Below are 21,531 nucleotides of genomic sequence, written 5' to 3' on the forward strand. Positions count from 1 at the left end.
TTATAATTTCTTCACGTAATCTGTAATAATTACTATTTGAGTTGGTCCTACTTTACCTTCAATATATTTTTCGTTTTCACGATCAAGAGAAATTCTTCTCACAGCCGTTCCTTGCTTCGCAATCAAACTAGAACCTTTTACTTTCAAATCTTTTATTAACACAACCGAATCTCCTGCTTCTAAAATAACACCATTTACATCTCTATGAATTACTTTATGCTCCTCTTCAACACCTTCACCTGTCGCTTTCGCCCATTTTAAATTCTCCTCATCTAAATACAGCATATCCAACAAATCTTGAGGCCAACCTTCTGCACGTAAACGTGTTAACATCCTCCAAGCAACAACCTGAACAGCCGCAACTTCACTCCACATACTGTCATTTAAACATCGCCAATGATTTGCATCAACATTATCCGGATTTTCAATTTGGTCAATACAAGTTGCACATGCAAATACACTATCATCTACAGTCCCAACAGGCATTGGAGGCAATTTATAGATACTTAAATTTTCTTCTGAAGCGCACAATTCACATTTATTCCCACTTCTTTCTTGTAATATATTTAAAATACTCATTTATTAAATTTTAGAATTGCAATAATACATCTAATAAATTGGTGACACAACCTCATTTATAAATCAATAAGTTTTGGGCGTTCCCTTCGGTCGGGCTTTCTGTTACAAGTCCTCGCTATCGCTGCGGGCTTTTCACTACAATCCCTAACGCAATAAAAGACAGTATTTACAGTTATTTAAATATACTTCCCATTTTAAGAATACTTTAAGATACTATTTTTTACAATTTTACGTTATTTGCATAACAAACTACTATGTTATGCTTAAACAATTCTTTTGGATGTGCTCAGGCGCAGATACCGATATATTACAAAATAGCTCAAAAGCTGAACAAACTAAATATGCAGGTATTGGCGGAACTGTATTTTTCACAGCAGTGATGGCTTTTATAGCTTCAAGCTATGCACTTTATACAGTATTTGATAATTATTTAACAGCCATATTCTTTGGCTTAGTTTGGGGTTTGCTAATTTTTAATTTAGATCGTTTTATTGTTTCAACCATTAAAAAAAGTGATAGCAAATGGAAAGAAATATGGCAAGCAACACCTAGAATTATTTTAGCTATTATTATTGCCGTGGTTATTTCTAAACCTTTAGAAATGAAAATTTTCGAAAAAGAAATTAATCAGGTTTTATTAAAACAAAAAAACGAATTAACACTCGCCAATAAAGATCAAATTGCGGCTCAATTTACTCCTGAAATTACTGCTTTTCAAAACGAAATCAATCAATTAAAACAAGAAATTGTCACAAAAGAAACTGAATCTAATGCCTTATATGATACGTATATTTCTGAAGCCGAAGGAACAGCAGGAACAAAATTATTAGGAAAAGGACCAGTATATAAAGAAAAAAGAGAAAAACACGATGCTGCTTTAGCTGAATTACAACAATTAAAAATAGAAAATAAAACAAAAATTACAGAAAAAGAAAATCAAATAACTGTTCTCACAAAGCAACAGGATTCACAAGTAACAACAACACAACCTATAATTGATGGATTTGATGGATTGATGGCAAGAATAAACGCCTTAAACGATTTACCTTGGCTTCCATCCTTTTTTATCTTCTTGTTATTTCTAGCTATTGAAACTTCTCCAATTTTAGCTAAATTAATAGCTCCAAAAGGAGAGTACGATTTTAAATTACAAGACATAGAAAATGCAGTAAAAACTTGGGTAACACAAAAAGTAAATCAGCGTGAACAAGTTTTAAAAGCTGATACTATTTTAAACGAAAACATATATAACGATTTGGCTGATGAAGAAGAATTGTACAAATATAAAAAACAAAAAGCACGAGAAATTATGCAATTTCAAGCAGATGCATTTTACAAAAGCCAGAAGAATGTAATTGGGTAGTTTAACAATCCTTAATTTAAATCTTCTACCAATTTTTTTATTTTAATAGCTTTTTCAAAATGGTCTAATTTATTTGTTTTAATCCACCATTCCGCAACTTCTAATAATAAATCTGGGGTATCATTTTTATTGGAAAAAAAGGCATAAAAAGACAATCCTACATTTATCCCTTTATTTGCAATTTTATCATTACAAATAGTTATCATTTTTTGTTTAAATATTAAATCCATAGCTTTATTAAACTAATTTTCTAGAGGATAAATAGTAACACTATACCCTAACCAATTTTGCAGTTTGTTATAAATTAGTTGTTTTTCTTCAGTAGAAAAATCTTTAATTCTAGTGCTATGAGAACCTCCTTTTAAAACCATTTTAACAGCATTCACATGAGGTTTTGGATTTGGAGCACAAGCACCCCAAGTATCATATTCGCCATAAACATAAAGTATTTTATGTCCTTGATTTTCAACAAAATTTCTAACATCTTTTATATAATCAGGGTTATAAGTCAAGTCTGTATTTTTTGGTGCAAAACGTAAGTTTGTAGGTTCATGAACTACTTTAATTAAATCTTTAACTGGTGTTGTATCAAAGCCATAATAACCTAATTCAGTCATATGTTGGTAATACGAAGGCAATAAATCGTAATAAGTTTTATCATTATAAAAACTAATACCAACAATACTATTTACATAGTTAAACAATTCTTTAGCAGTGGCATTTTCGCTTGGAATTTCTTCACAATTACCTCCCCATTGCCAAAAAGAAAATGGAAATTCTAACACTGCATATTCCAAAGCTTCTTCAGTAGAAAGTTCAGTAAAACTCATATTTTTCTCTTCTGCATAAGTAGAAATTTCATTTAAAATTGCTTCACGATTTTCTAAAATTAGCCTTTGAAGTTTAATAATCTTCGCTCTACATTCATCGCTTCCAACTGTATTAATATGTTCTTCAGTTCTTATATCTTCTTGTGAATCAATTAAGGGAGCTACATAAGGAACTGCAACATCCACATCGTAAGGATATTTGGATTTGTAAATTAAAACTGTTTCACCTCCTTTACTTATTCCTGTTGAAATCCATTTACCTTTATACAACGATTTTAGTTTTGTTACTAATTGATGATAATCTTCAATAGCCTTATCATTTTTCAAGTATTTCCATTGAAGAGAATCTGGACGTGATTTTCCATAAAAACGATATTCAACCTGCACCTGATTTCCTTTAAATATTTTACTTAATTCATAAGTACTTGGATTCGCATTATAACCTTCAGTGATTAATACCATAGGCTTTTTCACATCAGTATGTGACAAATAAACATAATGTTTAAATGTACCAGCATCATAATTATTGTGATCTAAAGGTTCATTTAAAATTAATTGAAATGCTTTTTTAAAATGATCTTTTACATCCATTTTAGTTATTTCGGCATCAGGAAAAAGTTGCTCTAATTTTTGTTCAAAAGTTAAAATCTCAATCGGATCTAACTTCACAACACGACAACCAACAATAGTAACACTTAAAACAACAAACAGAATTAAAGACTTGTAAAATTTCATAATGAAAATTCCTTTTTTTAGGTTTTAATTTTAGATTACGAATATAATATTCTTTTCAACTTAAATCATTCTAATTTAATTAAAAATGATAACTAAATATGGTTTTAACAAACTGTAAAGTTGTTAAGATTTGTTAATTTTTTTATAGGATGAATTTGTTTGATTATATTTAATTCATATATGAAAAAAATAGTATTATCATTATTTATTATAACCTTAGTTTCCTGTAAGAGTGACAATAAACAAGTAGAAAAAAAAATTGAATTAGAGGTAAAATCTTATACCTATAAAACTCTTGAACCTATTTTAAATAGACAAGATAACAAAACGTATATTATTAACTTTTGGGCTACTTGGTGTAAACCTTGTGTTGAAGAATTACCTGTTTTTGAAAAAATTGGAGAACTCTATAAAAATAAGAATGTTGAAGTTATTTTAGTGAGTTTAGATTTTCCAAATCAGCTAGAGACTCGATTAATTCCATTCATTAAAAAACATAAATTACGTTCTAAAGTTATTTTAATGACAGATACCGATCAAAATACTTGGATACCAAAAATTAGTGAAAAATGGTCAGGAGCTATTCCTGCAACACTAATTTATAATAAGAACTCAAGAGAATTTTATGAGCAATCTTTCACTATTGATTTGCTGCAAAAAGAATTAAATAAATTTATTAAAACCAATTAATTATGAAAACATTCAAAACACTTTTTATTTTAACCATTTTTACAATTGTGTCTGCATTTACACTAAAAACTTCATCTGAAGGTTATAAAATTGGAGATACAGCTACTGATTTCAAATTAAAAAATATTGATGGAAAAATGGTTTCAATGGCTGATTACAAACATGCCAAAGGCTTTATTGTTATTTTTACCTGTAACCATTGTCCTTATTCTATAGCTTATGAAGACCGTATTATTGAATTGGATAAGAATTATAAAGAAAAAGGGTATTCTGTAATTGCAATTAACCCTAATAACCCAGAAATATCAAAAGGTGATGATTTTATTTCTATGCAAAAAAGAGCCAAAGAGAAAGGGTTTACATTCCCTTATTTATTTGATGACGGACAAAATATTTATCCGCAATATGGAGCTTCAAGAACACCACACGTATTTTTATTAAACAAAGAAGGTAAAGATTTAAAAGTAGCATATATAGGTGCAATTGACAACAATTATTCTGATGCCGAAGCAGTTACTGAAAAATATGTTGAAGATGCTATAAATGCTTTAATTGATGGTGAGAAACCAAATCCTAATTTCACAAAAGCAATTGGTTGTTCAATCAAAAAGTAATGTAAAAGAGACTGTTTAAAAATAGAATAAAATTCATTTTATTAAACTAAGCCTATCGAAGTTGATTTAGAATATCAATTACTGAATATATTTCGACAGGCTCACTAGGACATAAAATTGCACCTTTTAAAAAGCCTCTATTAATTCAATTTAAGCATTCATTATTGCTTCAATTTCATCTATTTCAATCGGCATTGCTGCTGTTAAATTCCGAGTACCATTTTCTGTGATTAAATAATCATTCTCTAAACGACATCCTATTCCTTCTTCAGCAATATAAATTCCTGGTTCACAAGTCACTACCATTCCAGCAGTAAATGGCCTTGTATATAAACCAACATCGTGTACATCTAAACCTATATGATGTGCTGTTCCGTGCATGAAATACTTTTTATACAATGGATTTAAAGGATCTTGCTTTTTAATTTCTTCAGCCTTCAACAAACCTAATTTTATCAATTGTTCTTCTACTAAGCCAGCCATTTGTTTTTCATAATCAGCTGATAATACACCTGGTTTTATCAGTTTTGAGCCTTCCTTTAAACAATGTAAAACTGAAATATATACTTCTTTTTGACGTTTACTAAACTTCCCGTTTACAGGGAAACAACGTGTAGTATCAGAATTATAATTCGCATAACAAACACCAAAATCCATAAGTATCATATCTCCATCATTACAAATATGATCATTTGTATTGTAATGCAATGCACAAGCATTAGCACCTGAAGCAACTATTGGCATAAATGCATGACGCTTTCCTCCTTTTCTAATAAGTTCGTATGCTAATTCAGCCTCTAATTCAAACTCATTCATTCCTGGTTTTACAGCTTTTAAAACACGCATAAAACTACCAACACTAATATCTGCAGCTTGTTGCATTAAAGCAACCTCTTCTTCTGATTTTATCTGACGTAATTCACGTGCAATTTTTGCAGCGCGCTTATAATTATGAAGTGGGTATTTTTCTTTACAGAAACTTATCATTCTGTCTTGCTGCGTATTTACTTCTGCTGTTAATGTTTTTTTATGCTCATTATGTCCAAGATAAAAAGTATCAGCATCAAATGCCATATATTGTAATGCAAGTTCAAAATCTTGAACCCATTTTACATTTTTAATCCCTGAAACTTCAAAAGCTTGCTCTTTTGTCAACTTATCACCTTCCCAAATTTTAATAAGATCACTCGTTTCTTTTACAAATAAAATTTCTCTGTTTTCAGGTGAAGCAGCATCTGGATACAAAACCAATATTGATTCTTCCTGATCAACACCACTTAAATAAAACAATTCATTGTTTTGAGCAAATCCCATAACATCATCTGCATTATTAGGCATTATATCATTTGATGTTAAAATAGCTATGGAATTAGGTTCCATTTTAGCTGCAAAATTTTGTCGGTTTTTTATAAATAAAGATGAAGGTATTTTAGTGTAACGCATAATTGTATTTTTATTAAATTCTATCTGTCAAAAAAGAATTTAAATTTAAGGAAGTTTTTTCGCTTTGAAATCAATTTTGAAGTAAATTTTATCCCTTCAAATACTATCTTTAATAACCGAGAGATAAAGCAATACATTAAATCAATTTCTTTTCAATATACTCAGAATTCATAATACGCAAAGCGCCCATGTATTTCATTTTAAAGCTTACCAAGTCTCCAACTTTATATTTTTTATTCGTTCTGCTTAAATCTACAATCAGCATATCAGAACTTGCTCCAATAAATGAAATCTCTTTATCTACCGGAATCAAAAAATCAGTTTTAGAAATATCCAAAAGCCCTATATCTAAAATTCCTCTACTATGATTTCTCCCGTAATCTTCAGGGTCAATATCAAGTGTTTCTCCCGATGGATTTTCTTCCATATCTCCATAAGGGACAATAGATTTTTCTGTTATTTCAATGATTTCAGCATACAACAAGAAAACATCATTCTTCATTTTAGGAATTGTTTTATTTGTAAATAAATCAACACCAAAAAATAATGATTCTCCAATTCTGAAATGATTAACCCCCTTTGGAATTTGTCTTTTTAATAAAAGTGGAATCATCACGGATGATCCGCCGGAAACGTAATCAATTTTCTTTCCGAATTTTGCTTCAATCAATTGCTCATATAAACTCAGTTGAATTAGTTTATCTTTACTAGGCATTATACCACTCAAACAATTTAGATTTGCTCCAATACCTGATACTAAAATATTAGGCAGTTCAAATATTTTTTTATAAAATGCCATTAAATGCTCTCCCAAAATTCCTTCACGTAAATCACCCAATTCTATCATAATTATAATTCGGTGGATTTTATCTTGTTTTATAGCTTCTTCAGACAGCCATTTAATGGTCGTAAATTCTGTATTAAAACTAACATCCGCATATTTAACTACATTTTTTATACTTCTTTTTGCTGGTGGTTTTATATAGATGGTTTCTTTAGTAGGATTTATAGATTTTATTTTTTTTAAATTTGTTAGCCTGGCATCACAAACTTGTTCGTTTCCTAAGGATAAAACAAATTCAAGATACATCTTATTTCCACAAAGCATCTTCAAAACAGGTGCCCATTCAATACCGTTTTTTTGAAACAATTGTTGAAGATAACTATAATTAATTGCTAATGATTTTCTGTTTAAAGTTATATATGCCATAATTATTTAATTATAATTCGAGGGATGTCTTTATCAATTCTTGATAAAACTTCGTAGTTAAGCTGATCTGTATTATTACAAAATGAAGATAAAGGGATGTCTAAATCAGTACTCGACCCAATTAAAATTACTTCATCATTTATATCAATTGAATTACTTGACGTTATATCTACCAGAAACATATTCATATTGATTGTACCTATTACGCTATATCTATTATTATTAATAATAACCCTTCCTAAATTACTTAAGCTTCTGCTATATCCATAACCATAGCCAATTGGGACAGAAGCTACTATAGTTTCATTTTCTGCTAAAAAAGAACTACCATATCCAATAAATTCACCTTTAGACACATGTTTAATATCCATAATATACGATTTCCAACTTAATACTGGTTTTAAAGGATTTGTATTAATATTAAGTTTAGATATATATGCAATAAAAGCTTCTCTACTTGGCCACAAACCATATTGTAAAATTCCTACTCTAACCATGTCATAATTTTTGTTAGAAAATGCTAAAACAGCAGCGCTGCATGAGCAGTGAATTTGTTGTGGAATAATTTCTTGAGATTTAAAAAAAATAATTGCCTTATTAAATACTAATTGTTGCTTTTTTACCCTAACATAATTATTTAAACTCTCTGCACCTGCAAAATGAGTACATAAACCTTTTACTTTTATAAAATCTTTATTTGCATTCACTAACTGAATAATCTGAAGCCAATCCTTTTGATTAAATCCTGTTCGGTTCATTCCAGTTTCTATCTCAATATGAATAGTTAAAACCTTCTTTATTTTCTTAGCTTTTGAAAGCATTCGTTCCAATCTCCCTATGTTAAAAACATAAAATTCTATAGAGTTATCAATAATCCAATCCTCATCACTACCGCTAATATCTCCCATAATCATTATTGTAAAGTCATTTTTTACAACTTTAAATACTTCTTTTGCTTCAAAAGAACTATATACTGAAAAATGATTAACGTTAAGCTCCTGCAATATAGGTACCATTCCAATAATGCTATGTCCATAAGCATTACCTTTTACAACAGATGATACGATTACAGATTCATTAATTAATGATTTTATAAAATCTATATTATTTTTTAATGCTGATTTGCTTATTTGAATAATTGAATTATGCATGAATTAATTTGATTATTGAATGAAACATTTTTACTCCATAAGGTGTTATTTCATCAGGAAAATCGTAATCTGGGTTATGTAAAGCTGGTGTTTCTTTTCCTGAACCCACAGCAAACATTGCGCCTTTATATTGTTGGGTAAATGCTCCAAAATCCTCACCCCATTTAAATGGGGTTTGCTTTTCTAAAACTTTAAAAGAATTGGAATTTGCTGCTTTTACTATATAATCAACTGCTTTGTCATCATTATTATTTGAATCAAATTCAAAAATCCAATTCAACGTGTGCTTCAGCTGATGTTTTTTACTAATATTTTGTACTGTAGTTGAACTAATTTCTTTTATTTTTTTCAATTGCTTAGCTGTCCAACATCGTATTGTAAAATGCAATTCGGCATAATCTGCTGAAATACCATAATCTTCAGATCCTAAGTTAGCATAAACCGTTGTTACTACAGTAAATGTTTCACTATCAACATTATTATCAGCCAACCCTTTAATTGCAACTATTATTTCTTGTAAAGCTAAATCTGGATTTATACCATTTTCTGGTTCTGCAGCATGAGAAGTTTTTCCTTTCAACGTAATTTTTAAACTTGAAACTGAAGTAGTAAATGAATTATTTTTTACTATAATAGTACCTTTATCATAGTCTGGTACATTATGCAAAGCAAAAACAAAATCGGGTTTAATTGATTTAAATTTTTCATCGGCTAAAACTGCTTTTGCACCATTTCCATTTTCTTCTGCTGGTTGAAATAATAAAATAACTTCTCCTTTTAAAAGAGGATTTAATTTTAACATTCTTGCCAAACCAATTAACATAGTGGCGTGTCCATCGTGACCACATTTATGAGAAATTCCTGAATATTTAGATGTATGTTCAAATGTATTTTCTTCTTGAATAGGTAAAGCATCTAATTCTGCCCTAAAAAGTATAGTCTTACCTTTTAAAGGGCTCTTAAAAATAGCAGCAACACCGTGTCCTCCAAGTTCAGTAATAATAGTTGTTGGATTGCATAATTTTAACTCATCAACAAGGGCTTCAGCTGTTTGCTTCTCTTCACCCGATAATTCAGGGAATTGATGCAATTTTTTTCTAAAGTTTGTTAAATAATTTATTTCTTCAACATTTGATATACTTATCATGATAATTTTGTTCTCGTTTATTTTTTAACAAATAAATACGTTACTAAAGATAGTGAAATCCCAACTAATATCGGGTCGAAACCATATGGGATTTCTACGCCCATAAATGTCAAAATTAAAGTAGAAGATCCGCCAATTATCATTGAGGATAAAGCGGCTATAGGTTTTCTTTTTTTTGATAATAATATCCCTAAAACAGGTATTAAAAGTCCAGAAACCATGAAAGAGTATGATAATAACATCAATTCTAATACACTTTGCATTGTAGTGGCAATAATAATTGCAACTCCTCCAACCAAAAAAGTAACAATTTGAGAAATTCTTATGGTTTTTTTATTAAGTTCTTTTAAACCTAAAATATCTGTTACAAAATTACCTGATGATGCCAGTAAACAACTATCTGCTGTAGACATTATTGCTGAAAAATAAGCTGATAACATCAAGCCCATTAAACCTACTGGTAATACATGTTTTAAAAGCAAAGGCATTCCCATTTCAGGATCCATTCCAATTTCGCTTTCAAATCCATCAGAAATAAAAACTCCTTTTGCTGCAGCTACACGTGCAAATAAGCCAAGAATTACACCCATAAATGCCATTATTGGGTATTCAAAAAGTCCAGCTATAAACCAAGCTTTTTTTGCGGTTTTTTCATCTTTACAAGCATATATTCTTTGATAAAGTGTCATTCCAACAAACCAAATAGGAACTATAATTACAAACCAATTTACGATTTGAACAAATGAAACATTTTGTAATGAAAAATATTTTTGAGGAAGTATTTTAACTATCTCTTCATAACCTCCTAAATAGTTATAAGCAAAAGGAATCCCTATAAAAATTAAGCCAACCATTAAAATTATCCATTGAAAAGTGTCTGTGTAAATTACAGCTTTCATACCTCCAAAAACAGTATAAATAAGGGCAATACCTCCCATTATCAATAAAGCTGAATTCAAATCAAGTGAAGGAAATGTACCAACTGCTAATTTTGCACCTGCCAGAAATTGGGATGAAGTAAAGCCTAAATATCCAATAAAGGAAATAATACCAGCAACCATAGCTACAGTAGTACCGTAACTGTGTTTTAAAAACTCTGGAAATGTTAAAAAGCCGTGTAAATTACCTAATTTCACAACCTTTGGAATCAAAAAAACAGCGCTTAACCAAGCGCCTATAAGGCCTGTAAATAACATCCAAGAACCTGAAATTCCCATAACAAAACCAAGTCCACCTAATCCAATTGAAAATCCGCCTCCAACATCTGTTGCAACAACGGATAATCCAACATGTAAACTGCTCATTTCACCACCACCAATGAAATAGTCTTTAACAGTTTCATTTTTTTTAAAAAAATAAAACCCTATCCCTAAAACAGTGATCATGTAAACCACAAAAACAACAATATCTAAAAAAGCCATGGCGTTTAGTGTTGTTTTTTAAGGCGCATTTCTAAGTATTTGTTTTCAAAGCCTAATTTTTCATATAAAAATTTTGCAGGATTGTTTGGTTCTACATGCAATGCAATATCTCCATCAGCCAACTCAATGGCTTTATTCATTATTTTTTTACCAATACCTTTACCTCTAGCATTTTCATGAACAGCAATATAAACAAGTATATTTTCAGGAATAAAACCTCCCATACCTGTTTTATTAACTATTGTGATTCCATTAATTTCTCCATTTTCATGAAGAATCAATACAAATCCACCAAGCCCTTCCTTAGAATCCTTTACTGCAAAATCAAAACATTTGCTAATATCTTCTGTTTTATCACCATATTCTTGTAGATGCTGAAACAAAAACGCAACAACTTCTTCCTTTTCTTGTTCAGTTGGTTTAAATGCTTTGTTGTAAATTTTAAAATTGTCCATCTTATTGATTTTCTTGTTCTTGCAAATGTTGTTTATAGCAAGCTTTTCCTATTTGTTTTCTTCTTTTTACAGATTTTTTTGTGTAATGTTTATTCTCTCTTAAATTATTTAGAAGCTTCGTATTTCTTACTTTTCTCTTATAACGTTTTAAAGCTCTATCAATATTTTCACCTTCTTTTACTGGTATTATTAACATATATGTATTTTAGATTTCTGCTAAAATACAAAATTGTTTCTATAGAAACTATTAATAGCAAGTAAGGTTTAATGATTAGATTTTAACAAAAAACGTTATGATTAGTATTTATAGTATGAATTTTAACTAATTTCCACTATAAATATATAGTTCTTATAGAACACATTTAGAGTTAAAAAAAATAAATAGTAAAATATTACTGATTATTTAATTGGAAAGATATTCTTCAGAAGTTATTATTGGCGACGCATCAACTTCATCAACTTCCATTATACTCGTTAGAATATCAATTCCATCAATAATTGTTTGTAATTTTTCTGGAGGAAGTGCTTGTAGTTTTTCACTTAATTTTTGTTGAAAAGTTATTGGTGCAGATTGAAGCAATTCCATTCCATTAGCGGTTAATGAAATTAGTGTCACCCTTTTATCTGAGGCTTTTGGAAGTTTAGCGACCAACCCTTTCTTTTCTAATCTTCTTAAAATACCAGAAATAGTACTCGCATTTAAATTTAAAAACGCTTTAAGTTTAACTGCATTTGTTCTAAAATCTTCTTGCTCAGCTAAAAACTGTAAACATAGTAATTGAGGAATACTTACACCTTGCTCTTTTTCAACTCGTTTACTTTCTAAGTTAACGGATCGTACAATTTTTCGCAATTTTATTAAAATATCAATAAAAGTCATTTTCAAAAGTAACCAAAAAAACTTAACAACTCTTAAATTCGTTAATGTTAATCAATGTTTTATTTCCCTTAATCAACTCAATTACTACTTTTTTACTCAACTTTACTTAGTACTTATTTTGGTTGAATTAAATCCCAAAGGTTACCATATAAATCTTCAAAAACAGCTACTGTTCCATATGGTTCTTCCTTTGGTTCTCTAATAATCTTAATACCATTTTCTAATAAATTTTGATAATCTTTTTCAAAATTATCCGTATTTAAAAATAAGAATACACGACCACCAGATTGATTTCCTACAAAATTTTGTTGCTTTTCTCCATCAGCTTTTGCCAATAAAATTGAAGAACTCTTGTCAACATCAGGTGACACTATCACCCATCGTTTGTGTTCATCTAACTTTGTGTTTTCAACTAGCGTAAATTTTAATTTATTTACATAAAAATTAATTGCTTCATCATAATCATTAACAACTAAAGCAACATGTGCAATTTTTCTTTTCATATTTTTAAAACTTAAAATGTTTGTACTCCATCAACTAAACGCGAAATTTTTAATGGATTTTCATTTTTTAATTCATCTGGTAATAACTCATTTGGCCAATTTTGGAAACTAAATGGGCGAACCCATCGTTTAATTGAATTAATACCAACTGCTGTAAATCGACTATCAGTTGATGCTGGATATGGGCCACCATGAACCATCGCCGGGCAAACTTCAACTCCGGTAGGTACACCATTAAAAATTATACGCCCTACTCTATTTTGAAGTGCACTTACTATATTCTGATAATTTCTAATTTCATTATCTTCAGCTAAAATTGTACCTGTTAATTGTCCTTCTAATTTTGAAATTATTAGTTCTAACTGTTCAATACTTTCACATTGTACTATCATTGAAAACGGCCCAAAAACTTCTTGATGCAATACTGTATTTTCTAAAAAAGTAGCTCCTTCAACAGTTGTTATCATTTGACGACCGTAATTAGCTGATACATCTTTACTAACATTTGCAGTTGTCTCCAATCCTTTTTGGTTTTGCATATTGGCCTTATTACTTTCGTATGCTCCAATAATATTTGGGTGCAACATGCAACTTGGTTCTATTTTTACAATTTCTTCCGATAAAATATAAATGAAATTAGCTAATTCATCACTTTTAATTCCTAATATTAAACCTGGGTTTGTACAAAATTGTCCCGAACCCAGTGTAATAGAATCCGCATACGTTTTTGCCCATTCATTTCTTTTATTTTTTGTTGCTTTTGGCAATAAAACTACAGGATTTACACTTCCCATTTCAGCAAATACTGGAATTGGTTCATCTCTTTGAGCAGCTATATCATACAAAGCTCTTCCTCCACGAATACTTCCAGTAAAACCAACTGCTTTTACTTCTGGGTGTTTAACCAGTATTTGTCCAACTTCAATTCCGCTGCTGTTTAAATTTGAGAAAACTCCATTTGGCATTCCTGTTTTTAAAGCTGCATTTATAATTGCTGAAGCAACTAACTCACCAGTACCTGCGTGCATTGGATGTGATTTTACAATTACAGGGCAACCAGCAGCAAAAGCTGCAGCCGTATCACCACCAGCAGTTGAATATGCTAACGGAAAATTACTTGCCCCGAACACTACAACAGGTCCTAAGGGTATCAGCATTTTACGAATATCTACTTTCGGAATTGGTTCTCTATTTGGTTGTGCAGTATCAATAGTTGCTTCAACCCAAGAACCTTCTTTTACCAAATTAGCAAATGAGCGAAGTTGGAAAATTGTTCTACTTCTTTCTCCTATTGCTCTACCTTCTGGCAATCCCGATTCTGAACAATACATTTTGATGAGTTCATCTCCTAATGCTTCAATTTCATTTGCAATTTCATTCAAGAAATTATTTTTTTTATCACCTGAAACTATTTTAAAAGTTTTAAATGCTTCTGTTGCTAATTCTACTGCTGCTTGAATTTCAATAGTGGAAGCTTCAGTATAAATAATCTCATTTTCTAGGTTGGTTTGTGGATTGAATGTTTTGTAGGTTATATTTCCTAGTGATGACAATACATTACCGATATAATTTTTTCCTGTAATCATTTATTTTTTTCAGTTGTTCTTTTATTTTGTGTTAGCGATTGAAGTGATATCCTTTTTATATGGTAAAAAGATTTAACGAAAAGCGCGACCGCTTGCGGTAACACCCAAATTTACAAACTTCAAACTATTATAGTCTGATAATTTTGGTCTTTTTTTAAACCCAATTCAATAATTGCCAACTTAATATATTGTACTAATTTAGTGTTTATATCTAACTCTAACAACCGCAAAAACATCAATAAGTTCTTCGACATATCTTACATTAATTCTATGGCATAACACCTGCAGGATTATTTTAAATCATGATTGATAACTTTATACTTTCAGTTGTTATTTTTATATTTTCCAATAATTAATAGTATTATTTTACCTTATTATATGTACTTTAGCGGCGTATTAGAATAATATTTACAATTTGTTTGAATGAAAGTTTTACCATTTAAAATTCCGAAACCAGAAAATATTACTTTATATGTTCAACATTATAAAGGAGAGAACTTTTATGAAAAACTACACCAACATAAAGAAATTCAAATTAGTTTAATTGCTGAAGGCGAAGGCACTTATATTATAGGTGATTGTGTGGGTGAATTTAAAAAAAATGATGTATTTGTAATAGGTGAAGATTTACCACATATTTTTAAAAGAGACGCTTCCATTGAATCTGAAACCGAAATGGTTTCGTTATTTTTTTCTAAAAATTCTTATGGTGAAGGTTTTTTTAATTTACCTGAATTTGAACATTCTCAAGATTTTTTTAATGAAGTTGGTTTAGGACTTGAAATACTTTCAAATAAGAAAAAACTTTTTTTATTATTATCTCAAATTAATAATATTTCAAAATACGATCAATTCATTTCTTTCTTAGAAATTATAAAATTGATTTCTGAGGCAAAAAAGCAATCGTTATCATCGCTTATAAACCTTAAAAAGTATGCAGGAAACGAAGGAAAACGTATGAGCGATATTTTTCAGTATACTATGAATAATTATCATAATGATATTAGCTTAGCACAAGTTTCTGATATTGCCAATATGACTCCAAATGCTTTTTGCAGATATTTTAAACAACGAACTAATAAAACTTTTGTGAATTTTTTAATTGATATACGAATTGGAAATGCGTGTAAATTATTAACTAAAAATAACGATTTAAATATTACTGAAATATCTTATAAATCTGGCTTTAATAATTTAGCTAATTTTAATAGAAAATTTAAATCTATTAAAGGCGTTACTCCCTCTGATTATCGTAAGAAACACTTAATTAATTAAAAATTACCATCAACAATTTTTAAAATAATTCTTTACAAAAATCCCAATTCTTTTTGGAGCTTTTTAGTCAATCCTTTCACCACTAAATCATAAGAATGATCTATTAATTCTTTTATTAATTCATTTGACAAACCACTTTCTATTGTCATGGTATTCCAAAGTTTTTTGTTCATATGAAAGCCTTCAATAATATCGCTATACTCCTCTCTTAACTCAATGGCTCTTTCTGGATCACATTTTAAATTAACTGTTGCAGGTTGATGTTCTAAGCCTGATAATGCAAACATTTTATTTGCAACTTTAAACACTAAGGTTTTTTCGTCAAACGGAAAACATTCTGTCACATATTTTTTAGATAAACAGTAATCTCTAAATTCTTCAATATTCATCTTTCAAAAATTAAATTACAAATAAATCACTCGCAATACCATCTGCTAAAAACTTTCCTTTTTGTGTAGTAATTAAAGTACCGCTTGAAAAAGAATGTAGTTCAATCTCTAACAACCCTTTTTCTAAAAAGGGTTGTGCATTTTTTTTTAATATTTCTAAATATTGAGCCCCAAATTCAGCTTCTATTTTTTCAAACGAAACTCCCCAAATTGTACGTAAACCTGTCATAATATATTCATTAAACCTATTGTTTATTGTTAATATTTCACTTTCAGATGGTAAGCTATTTTTAAGTAAACTGTTTATATATTTGGTGTTATTTGAAACATTCCAAGATCTTTCTATACCGTTAAATGAATGTGCTGATGGACCAATACCTATATATTTTTCACCTTGCCAATAAGAAATATTATGTTTTGAAAAATATTTAGGCTTACCAAAATTAGAAATTTCATAGTGCACAAAACCTTGCTTTTCAGTCTCTTCAACCAATATATTAAAATGCTCCAAAGCTAAATTTTCATCAACTGGTGGTACTTTTCCATTCTTTATAAAACTATGCAATACTGTTTTTTCCTCAACCGTTAGTGCATAACTTGAAATATGAGGAATCTCAAATTCAAATGCTTGTTTCAAATTAGCTAACCATTTTTCGTTACTCATATTTGGAACACCGTAAATTAAATCAATAGTAATATTATCAAAATATTTTTTTGCTTCAATCAAACATTTTTTAGATTCATCTGCTGTATGTGCACGATTCATAAACTTTAAATCATCCTCAAAAAATGATTGAATTCCAATACTTAATCTGTTTATTGGTGATTGTGCCAGTTCTTTAATTTTTTGAGTAGATAAATCATCGGGGTTTGCTTCCAGCGTAATTTCCGCATTGTTAACAACCAAATAATTTTCATAAATAGTCCCTATTAATAATTGTAATTCTTCAATTGTTAATAAAGATGGTGTTCCACCTCCAAAATAAATAGTTTCAATTTGCTCATTACCAAACTCATTTTTTCTTAACAGCAGCTCTTTTTTTATTTCATTTAATAATTCTTCCTTCTTTTTTAAGGAGGTAGAAAAATGAAAATCGCAATAGTAACATGCTTGTTTACAAAATGGTATGTGTATATAAATTCCTGCCAATTCTTTAAATTATTATTTGTTAAATGTACATCTTTTAAAAAAAAATACAAAAAGTGATTTTTGTTATCTTTTTAATGAAATCTGTATTGTAAATTTGATAAAAACATAAAACCATGTATACGCATATTGTTTCATTTAAAGTAAAAGAGGGCGAAGGGATTACTTTTGTTGAATTGCAAAAATTTGAAGAACTAACAGAAGCAAAACCTGCTGGATTAGATCATTTCCATATTTTTAAAGATAGAAAAGAGGCAAATCGTTATTTTTTAATTGAATATTGGAATTCAAAAGAAGATAAAGATAAAATGGAAGCTTCTAAAGAACACCAACTTTTTCATGAGCACAGAAAATTAATAATTGAAAAAAAATATGAAACTTATGAGTGCGATGTAATAATATAATTACTTTTTCACTCTATCTCCATTCTGTTTAACAAAAGCTCCCCAACCTGTATAGCTTTTTCCAACAGATACATTTCCACTATTATAAAAATGGCAAACTGCCGCAGCTAAACCGTCCGTTGAATCTAAATTTTTAGGCAATGTTTTAAGTTTTAGCAAACTCTGCAACATTTTGGCAACTTGCTCTTTACTCGCATTACCATTCCCTGTAATTGCCATTTTTATTTTTTTTGGAGAATATTCAGTAATTGGAATTTCTCTAGACAAACCCGCAGCCATTGCTACACCTTGTGCTCTACCTAATTTTAACATAGATTGCACATTTTTACCGAAAAAAGGAGCTTCAATTGCAATTTCGTCTGGATGATAGGTTTCAATTAAATGAATAGTCCGCTCAAAAATTATTTTTAGCTTCACATAATGGTCATCGTATTTTTTTAGTGACAATTCATTTAATTGAATTAACTCCATTTTTTTATCTACAATTTTTATCAACCCAAACCCCATTATGGTAGTTCCAGGATCAATTCCTAATATGATTTTTTCTGAACTCAATTATTCGTTTATTTGTAAAACCAAATGTACAATATCTCATACAAATATAAACGTCTCATTTTTTTACTACTAAAATTAGTGTTAGTATTTGGTGCTTTCTATTTTATTTATCTAAAATTAGTAAGCAATCATCTTTTATCATTTACAAATTTACAAGAGCAACTTTCAATACTATTTTCAAAAAATAGTTGGTTACTTATTTTTTTACTTTTATTTACAGATGTTAATTGGTTATTGGAAATTTACAAATGGAAACTATTGGTTTCCATTGAAAAAAAAATCACTTTTTTTGAAGCTTATCAACAAAGTTTAGCTTCGCTTACAGCTTCAATAATTACACCTAATAGAATTGGAGAATATGGCGTAAAAGCACTCTATTTTAAGAAAGAATCTAGAAAAAAAATAGTGTTATTAAATCTTATTGGAAACATGTGTCAATTGGCTGCAACAACTTTTTTTGGACTTGTAGGATTGCTGTTTTTATTTACTAATTATACAATTCAAATTCCTCAATTAAATATTGAAAAATTACTTATATTAATTGCTGTTATAAGTGCTCTTTATTTTGTTAGTGTAAAATTAAGTGTGAATATAACTATTAAAACTTATTTAACTAAAATAACTACTTATCTAAAACAACTTCCAACAACTATTTATGTAAAAGTAATTGGTTTATCATTTTTACGTTACTTAGTTTTTTCACATCAATTTTACTTTTTATTAAAACTACTTAGTATTGAAATAGATTATTTCACAGCAATGAATTTACTTTTTTGTATTTATTTTATAGCTTCAATAATTCCAAGTTTAAGTATTTTTGATTGGGTAATTAAAGGTTCTGTTGCTGTTTTGATTTTTAGTTATATTGAATTAAATGAGCTCACAATTGTTACAATTACAACTATAATGTGGTTGTTAAATTTTGCGCTTCCTGCTTTATTAGGAAGTATATTTGTCTTAAATTTTAAATTCATAGACAAAGAATGATTTATATTTCAATTTTCATATCAATCATATATTTTATAATAATTATAGCTTTTATCTTTGGCTTTAATAAAATTGACAGTATACAAAATAAAAATACGACACCTAAAAACGCTTTTTCAATTGTAATTCCTTTTAGAAATGAAGCTCACAATTTACCCCATTTATTAAATTCACTCTCAGCCATTAAATACCCAGTTGAGTTATTTCAAGTGCTGCTTATAAATGATAAATCTAACGATAATTTTAAGCGAATTATTGAAGATTTTATAATGTTAAATCCAAATTTAAACATTTCTTTAATTCATTCTATAAAAAGTACAAATTCACCAAAAAAAGAGGCCATTACCTTTGCTATAAAACAGTCAAAATTTGAGTGGATTGTTACTACTGATGCAGATTGCATAATACCCAGCAAATGGTTGCAGCTATTTAACCAACACATTGAAGAAAAACAGCCTTTTCTTATAAGTGCTCCAGTAAAATTTAAAGCACAAAACTCTTTTCTTTATCACTTTCAAAATTTGAATTTTATAAGCTTAATTGGAAGTGCAATTGGTGGTTTTGGATTAAAAAAACCATTTATGTGTAATGGAGCAAATTTATGTTATCGTAAAAATGTATTTATGAAAGTTAATGGATTTGAAGGAAATTCTATGATAGCAAGTGGTGATGATGTTTTTTTATTGGAAAAAATAAATTCGTTATTTCCAAATAGAGTTTGTTATTTAAAATCTAATGAAGCTATTGTATTAACAAACGCAGAAAATAGTTTGAATTCTTTCTTTAATCAACAAATTAGATGGGCATCTAAATCTACTGCTTATAAAAGTAATTTTTCAAAATTTATAGGCCTTATCGTATTTTCAATGAATTTTGTATTAATTACAGGAGCAATTGCAGCAATTTTAAATCCATTTTTATGGAAATACCTATTTATTATTTTTATTCAAAAAATAGTTTTAGATTTTATTTTAATTTTAATAACTGCTACTTTTTTGAATAATATACGTTCTTTAAAATACTATATATTTATTAGTTTGTTATATCCCTATTTTATAGTTTTTACAGGATTTCTCTCATTGTTTAAAAGCTACGAGTGGAAGGGAAGAAATTTCAGGAAATAAATATTTATTATTTCACTCCAAAAAAGCTAGATATCAAGCTATCTGCATTCATCCATAAATACAAAATAACTCCCAATAGAATAACTAAAAGTAATCCTCTTTTGTAATTTGGCTTTTTACGTTTTTTAAATCTTTGTTGTTCCATACTTCTATTTATTAACTATTTTTTTCCTCTTAACATTTCGCGTTTCCCAGGTGGACCAGGCAACCTCTCAACAGTAAAACCAACCGACTGCATAGCTCTTCTTACACTTCCTTTCGCGCTGTAAGTTACTAAAACCCCTTCTTTTTTCAACGCTGAATACATTAATTTAAAAATGTCTTCAGTCCATAATTCCGGTTGAACTTGTGCTCCAAAAGCATCAAAATAAATTAAATTAAATTTATTTTGATCATTTATTTCAGTAAAAAACTGATTGCGCTTAGTTAAAGAAAAGCTGGTTGAAATTTTGTTTTTCACTTCCCATTCTTGCTGATGCATTTCTGCAAAAACTTCAGTAAATTCTATTGCGTCCAACTCTGAAACATAATTTAATTTTTCAATTTCTTCTGAGACAATTGGATATGCTTCAATTCCAACATAATCTACAATTAAATTTAATTTCTTAGCTTCTAAAAATGTGATAAAACTATTTAATCCTGTACCAAAACCAATCTCTAAAATTGAAAGTTCTCTTTCAGAAAAAAGTGACAAACCGCTCTTAATAAACACATGTTTTGCTTCTTGAATTGCTCCATGAACCGAATGATAATGTTCGTCCCATTCTGGTAAATGAATAGTTGAAGAGCCATCTTCAGTTATAATTATTTTTCTTTCCAAGTTTAGAATCTATATTTCTTACTTTAAAACAGCCACAAAACAGTGCGTTTCAGTAAAATTAAACTTATTTTTCGATGTTGATTTTTTACAAAAAAACAAATTAATTAACCTAATATCTGATAATTATGCAATTTTATTTTATCGCAATTAACTTTATTAATATTTTTAATCAAATATATTAAAAATAAGGCATGAGCTTCAAAAAAATTAAAATTAAAAACTA

At 28.9% G+C, this 21,531-nt stretch carries 25 protein-coding genes; 7 read left to right on the top strand and 18 right to left on the bottom strand.

Features of this window, described 5'->3' with window-relative positions:
- Positions 1 to 579 carry an alkylphosphonate utilization protein gene (locus Q0352_RS10685; protein WP_299527331.1) on the bottom strand — a complete coding sequence of 193 codons (579 nt, stop codon included), beginning with the start codon at positions 577 to 579 and terminating at the stop codon, positions 1 to 3.
- Positions 580 to 838: 259 nt separating this feature from the next.
- Here Q0352_RS10685 and Q0352_RS10690 point away from each other — a divergent pair, with 259 nt between their 5' ends.
- Complete coding sequence (locus tag Q0352_RS10690) at positions 839 to 1,942, top strand: DUF4407 domain-containing protein (protein ID WP_299527333.1); 1,104 nt, start codon at positions 839 to 841, stop codon at positions 1,940 to 1,942.
- Between the two features lie 11 nt (positions 1,943 to 1,953).
- Here the strand turns inward: Q0352_RS10690 and Q0352_RS10695 are convergent, their stop codons facing one another.
- On the bottom strand, positions 1,954 to 2,172 hold the full coding sequence (locus Q0352_RS10695; RefSeq protein WP_299527335.1) for a DUF6500 family protein: 219 nt from the start codon (positions 2,170 to 2,172) through the stop codon (positions 1,954 to 1,956).
- A 12-nt stretch (positions 2,173 to 2,184) separates the two neighbouring features.
- A complete protein-coding gene (locus Q0352_RS10700; protein WP_299527338.1) occupies positions 2,185 to 3,507 on the bottom strand; it encodes a S28 family serine protease in 1,323 nt (440 codons plus the stop codon).
- Between the two features lie 180 nt (positions 3,508 to 3,687).
- Between Q0352_RS10700 and Q0352_RS10705 the strand changes: the two genes are divergently transcribed.
- Together Q0352_RS10705 and Q0352_RS10710 are read left to right on the top strand one after the other, a co-directional pair.
- The gene (locus Q0352_RS10705; protein ID WP_299527340.1) at positions 3,688 to 4,197 is read left to right on the top strand and encodes a TlpA disulfide reductase family protein; all 510 of its coding nucleotides are present in this window, start codon (positions 3,688 to 3,690) and stop codon (positions 4,195 to 4,197) included.
- Between the two features lie 2 nt (positions 4,198 to 4,199).
- Positions 4,200 to 4,811: a thioredoxin family protein gene (locus Q0352_RS10710; protein WP_299527342.1), complete on the top strand. Its 612-nt coding sequence runs from the start codon at positions 4,200 to 4,202 to the stop codon at positions 4,809 to 4,811.
- A gap of 150 nt (positions 4,812 to 4,961) precedes the next feature.
- Here the strand turns inward: Q0352_RS10710 and Q0352_RS10715 are convergent, their stop codons facing one another.
- From Q0352_RS10715 to Q0352_RS10760, 10 genes are all read right to left on the bottom strand, one after another.
- On the bottom strand, positions 4,962 to 6,254 hold the full coding sequence (locus Q0352_RS10715; RefSeq protein ID WP_299527344.1) for an aminopeptidase P family protein: 1,293 nt from the start codon (positions 6,252 to 6,254) through the stop codon (positions 4,962 to 4,964).
- 136 nt (positions 6,255 to 6,390) lie between these two features.
- On the bottom strand, positions 6,391 to 7,464 hold the full coding sequence (locus Q0352_RS10720; RefSeq protein WP_299527346.1) for an alanine/ornithine racemase family PLP-dependent enzyme: 1,074 nt from the start codon (positions 7,462 to 7,464) through the stop codon (positions 6,391 to 6,393).
- 2 nt (positions 7,465 to 7,466) lie between these two features.
- Positions 7,467 to 8,615 (bottom strand): alanine racemase, encoded by a 1,149-nt coding sequence (gene alr / locus Q0352_RS10725; RefSeq protein WP_299527348.1) that lies wholly within the window; start codon positions 8,613 to 8,615, stop codon positions 7,467 to 7,469.
- Positions 8,608 to 9,762, bottom strand: a complete 1,155-nt coding sequence (locus tag Q0352_RS10730; protein WP_299527350.1) for an amidohydrolase — start codon at positions 9,760 to 9,762, stop codon at positions 8,608 to 8,610. Before Q0352_RS10730 ends, alr begins: the two co-directional genes overlap by 8 nt.
- A gap of 17 nt (positions 9,763 to 9,779) precedes the next feature.
- On the bottom strand, positions 9,780 to 11,183 hold the full coding sequence (locus Q0352_RS10735) for a sodium:solute symporter (protein WP_299527352.1): 1,404 nt from the start codon (positions 11,181 to 11,183) through the stop codon (positions 9,780 to 9,782).
- A gap of 5 nt (positions 11,184 to 11,188) precedes the next feature.
- Positions 11,189 to 11,638 (bottom strand): GNAT family N-acetyltransferase, encoded by a 450-nt coding sequence (locus Q0352_RS10740; protein WP_299527354.1) that lies wholly within the window; start codon positions 11,636 to 11,638, stop codon positions 11,189 to 11,191.
- A gap of 1 nt (position 11,639) precedes the next feature.
- Complete coding sequence (gene rpsU / locus Q0352_RS10745) at positions 11,640 to 11,834, bottom strand: 30S ribosomal protein S21 (protein WP_299527356.1); 195 nt, start codon at positions 11,832 to 11,834, stop codon at positions 11,640 to 11,642.
- 207 nt (positions 11,835 to 12,041) lie between these two features.
- Positions 12,042 to 12,518, bottom strand: coding sequence for a MarR family transcriptional regulator (locus Q0352_RS10750; RefSeq protein ID WP_299527358.1), 477 nt, complete (start codon positions 12,516 to 12,518; stop codon positions 12,042 to 12,044).
- A 113-nt stretch (positions 12,519 to 12,631) separates the two neighbouring features.
- Positions 12,632 to 13,021, bottom strand: coding sequence for a VOC family protein (locus tag Q0352_RS10755; RefSeq protein ID WP_299527359.1), 390 nt, complete (start codon positions 13,019 to 13,021; stop codon positions 12,632 to 12,634).
- 11 nt (positions 13,022 to 13,032) lie between these two features.
- Positions 13,033 to 14,607 carry an aldehyde dehydrogenase (NADP(+)) gene (locus Q0352_RS10760; protein ID WP_299527361.1) on the bottom strand — a complete coding sequence of 525 codons (1,575 nt, stop codon included), beginning with the start codon at positions 14,605 to 14,607 and terminating at the stop codon, positions 13,033 to 13,035.
- A gap of 423 nt (positions 14,608 to 15,030) precedes the next feature.
- Between Q0352_RS10760 and Q0352_RS10765 the strand changes: the two genes are divergently transcribed.
- Positions 15,031 to 15,882 carry an AraC family transcriptional regulator gene (locus Q0352_RS10765; RefSeq protein ID WP_299527363.1) on the top strand — a complete coding sequence of 284 codons (852 nt, stop codon included), beginning with the start codon at positions 15,031 to 15,033 and terminating at the stop codon, positions 15,880 to 15,882.
- Positions 15,883 to 15,914: 32 nt separating this feature from the next.
- Here Q0352_RS10765 and Q0352_RS10770 read toward each other — a convergent pair whose 3' ends face one another.
- On the bottom strand, positions 15,915 to 16,271 hold the full coding sequence (locus Q0352_RS10770; RefSeq protein ID WP_299527365.1) for an MmcQ/YjbR family DNA-binding protein: 357 nt from the start codon (positions 16,269 to 16,271) through the stop codon (positions 15,915 to 15,917).
- 10 nt (positions 16,272 to 16,281) lie between these two features.
- Positions 16,282 to 17,421 carry a radical SAM family heme chaperone HemW gene (gene hemW / locus Q0352_RS10775; RefSeq protein ID WP_299527367.1) on the bottom strand — a complete coding sequence of 380 codons (1,140 nt, stop codon included), beginning with the start codon at positions 17,419 to 17,421 and terminating at the stop codon, positions 16,282 to 16,284.
- A 113-nt stretch (positions 17,422 to 17,534) separates the two neighbouring features.
- On the opposite strand from hemW, the gene Q0352_RS10780 reads away from it, so the two are divergent.
- Positions 17,535 to 17,822 carry an antibiotic biosynthesis monooxygenase family protein gene (locus tag Q0352_RS10780; protein ID WP_299527369.1) on the top strand — a complete coding sequence of 96 codons (288 nt, stop codon included), beginning with the start codon at positions 17,535 to 17,537 and terminating at the stop codon, positions 17,820 to 17,822.
- On the opposite strand, the gene ruvC is transcribed toward Q0352_RS10780, so the two are convergent.
- Positions 17,823 to 18,377: a crossover junction endodeoxyribonuclease RuvC gene (ruvC, locus tag Q0352_RS10785; RefSeq protein WP_299527371.1), complete on the bottom strand. Its 555-nt coding sequence runs from the start codon at positions 18,375 to 18,377 to the stop codon at positions 17,823 to 17,825. It lies immediately after the preceding gene.
- Positions 18,378 to 18,455: 78 nt separating this feature from the next.
- On the opposite strand from ruvC, the gene Q0352_RS10790 reads away from it, so the two are divergent.
- Positions 18,456 to 19,364 carry a lysylphosphatidylglycerol synthase domain-containing protein gene (locus Q0352_RS10790; protein ID WP_299527373.1) on the top strand — a complete coding sequence of 303 codons (909 nt, stop codon included), beginning with the start codon at positions 18,456 to 18,458 and terminating at the stop codon, positions 19,362 to 19,364.
- Positions 19,361 to 20,488, top strand: coding sequence for a glycosyltransferase (locus Q0352_RS10795; protein WP_299527375.1), 1,128 nt, complete (start codon positions 19,361 to 19,363; stop codon positions 20,486 to 20,488). Before Q0352_RS10790 ends, Q0352_RS10795 begins: the two co-directional genes overlap by 4 nt.
- Positions 20,489 to 20,495: 7 nt before the next feature.
- Here the strand turns inward: Q0352_RS10795 and Q0352_RS10800 are convergent, their stop codons facing one another.
- On the bottom strand, positions 20,496 to 20,633 hold the full coding sequence (locus tag Q0352_RS10800) for a hypothetical protein (protein WP_299527377.1): 138 nt from the start codon (positions 20,631 to 20,633) through the stop codon (positions 20,496 to 20,498).
- 15 nt (positions 20,634 to 20,648) lie between these two features.
- On the bottom strand, positions 20,649 to 21,308 hold the full coding sequence (gene mnmD, locus Q0352_RS10805; protein WP_299527379.1) for a tRNA (5-methylaminomethyl-2-thiouridine)(34)-methyltransferase MnmD: 660 nt from the start codon (positions 21,306 to 21,308) through the stop codon (positions 20,649 to 20,651).
- Positions 21,309 to 21,531 lie beyond the last annotated feature (223 nt).

The organism is uncultured Lutibacter sp., assembly GCF_937891065.1.
GTDB lineage: Bacteria > Bacteroidota > Bacteroidia > Flavobacteriales > Flavobacteriaceae > Lutibacter.

Coding starts and splice junctions, on each gene's coding strand:
- Q0352_RS10685 (WP_299527331.1), bottom strand. CDS start 579: ATGAGTATTTTAAATATATTACAAGAAAGAAGTGGGAATAAATGTGAA.
- Q0352_RS10690 (WP_299527333.1), top strand. CDS start 839: ATGCTTAAACAATTCTTTTGGATGTGCTCAGGCGCAGATACCGATATA.
- Q0352_RS10695 (WP_299527335.1), bottom strand. CDS start 2,172: ATGGATTTAATATTTAAACAAAAAATGATAACTATTTGTAATGATAAA.
- Q0352_RS10700 (WP_299527338.1), bottom strand. CDS start 3,507: ATGAAATTTTACAAGTCTTTAATTCTGTTTGTTGTTTTAAGTGTTACT.
- Q0352_RS10705 (WP_299527340.1), top strand. CDS start 3,688: ATGAAAAAAATAGTATTATCATTATTTATTATAACCTTAGTTTCCTGT.
- Q0352_RS10710 (WP_299527342.1), top strand. CDS start 4,200: ATGAAAACATTCAAAACACTTTTTATTTTAACCATTTTTACAATTGTG.
- Q0352_RS10715 (WP_299527344.1), bottom strand. CDS start 6,254: ATGCGTTACACTAAAATACCTTCATCTTTATTTATAAAAAACCGACAA.
- Q0352_RS10720 (WP_299527346.1), bottom strand. CDS start 7,464: ATGGCATATATAACTTTAAACAGAAAATCATTAGCAATTAATTATAGT.
- alr (WP_299527348.1), bottom strand. CDS start 8,615: ATGCATAATTCAATTATTCAAATAAGCAAATCAGCATTAAAAAATAAT.
- Q0352_RS10730 (WP_299527350.1), bottom strand. CDS start 9,762: ATGATAAGTATATCAAATGTTGAAGAAATAAATTATTTAACAAACTTT.
- Q0352_RS10735 (WP_299527352.1), bottom strand. CDS start 11,183: ATGGCTTTTTTAGATATTGTTGTTTTTGTGGTTTACATGATCACTGTT.
- Q0352_RS10740 (WP_299527354.1), bottom strand. CDS start 11,638: ATGGACAATTTTAAAATTTACAACAAAGCATTTAAACCAACTGAACAA.
- rpsU (WP_299527356.1), bottom strand. CDS start 11,834: ATGTTAATAATACCAGTAAAAGAAGGTGAAAATATTGATAGAGCTTTA.
- Q0352_RS10750 (WP_299527358.1), bottom strand. CDS start 12,518: ATGACTTTTATTGATATTTTAATAAAATTGCGAAAAATTGTACGATCC.
- Q0352_RS10755 (WP_299527359.1), bottom strand. CDS start 13,021: ATGAAAAGAAAAATTGCACATGTTGCTTTAGTTGTTAATGATTATGAT.
- Q0352_RS10760 (WP_299527361.1), bottom strand. CDS start 14,607: ATGATTACAGGAAAAAATTATATCGGTAATGTATTGTCATCACTAGGA.
- Q0352_RS10765 (WP_299527363.1), top strand. CDS start 15,031: ATGAAAGTTTTACCATTTAAAATTCCGAAACCAGAAAATATTACTTTA.
- Q0352_RS10770 (WP_299527365.1), bottom strand. CDS start 16,271: ATGAATATTGAAGAATTTAGAGATTACTGTTTATCTAAAAAATATGTG.
- Q0352_RS10780 (WP_299527369.1), top strand. CDS start 17,535: ATGTATACGCATATTGTTTCATTTAAAGTAAAAGAGGGCGAAGGGATT.
- Q0352_RS10795 (WP_299527375.1), top strand. CDS start 19,361: ATGATTTATATTTCAATTTTCATATCAATCATATATTTTATAATAATT.
- Q0352_RS10800 (WP_299527377.1), bottom strand. CDS start 20,633: ATGGAACAACAAAGATTTAAAAAACGTAAAAAGCCAAATTACAAAAGA.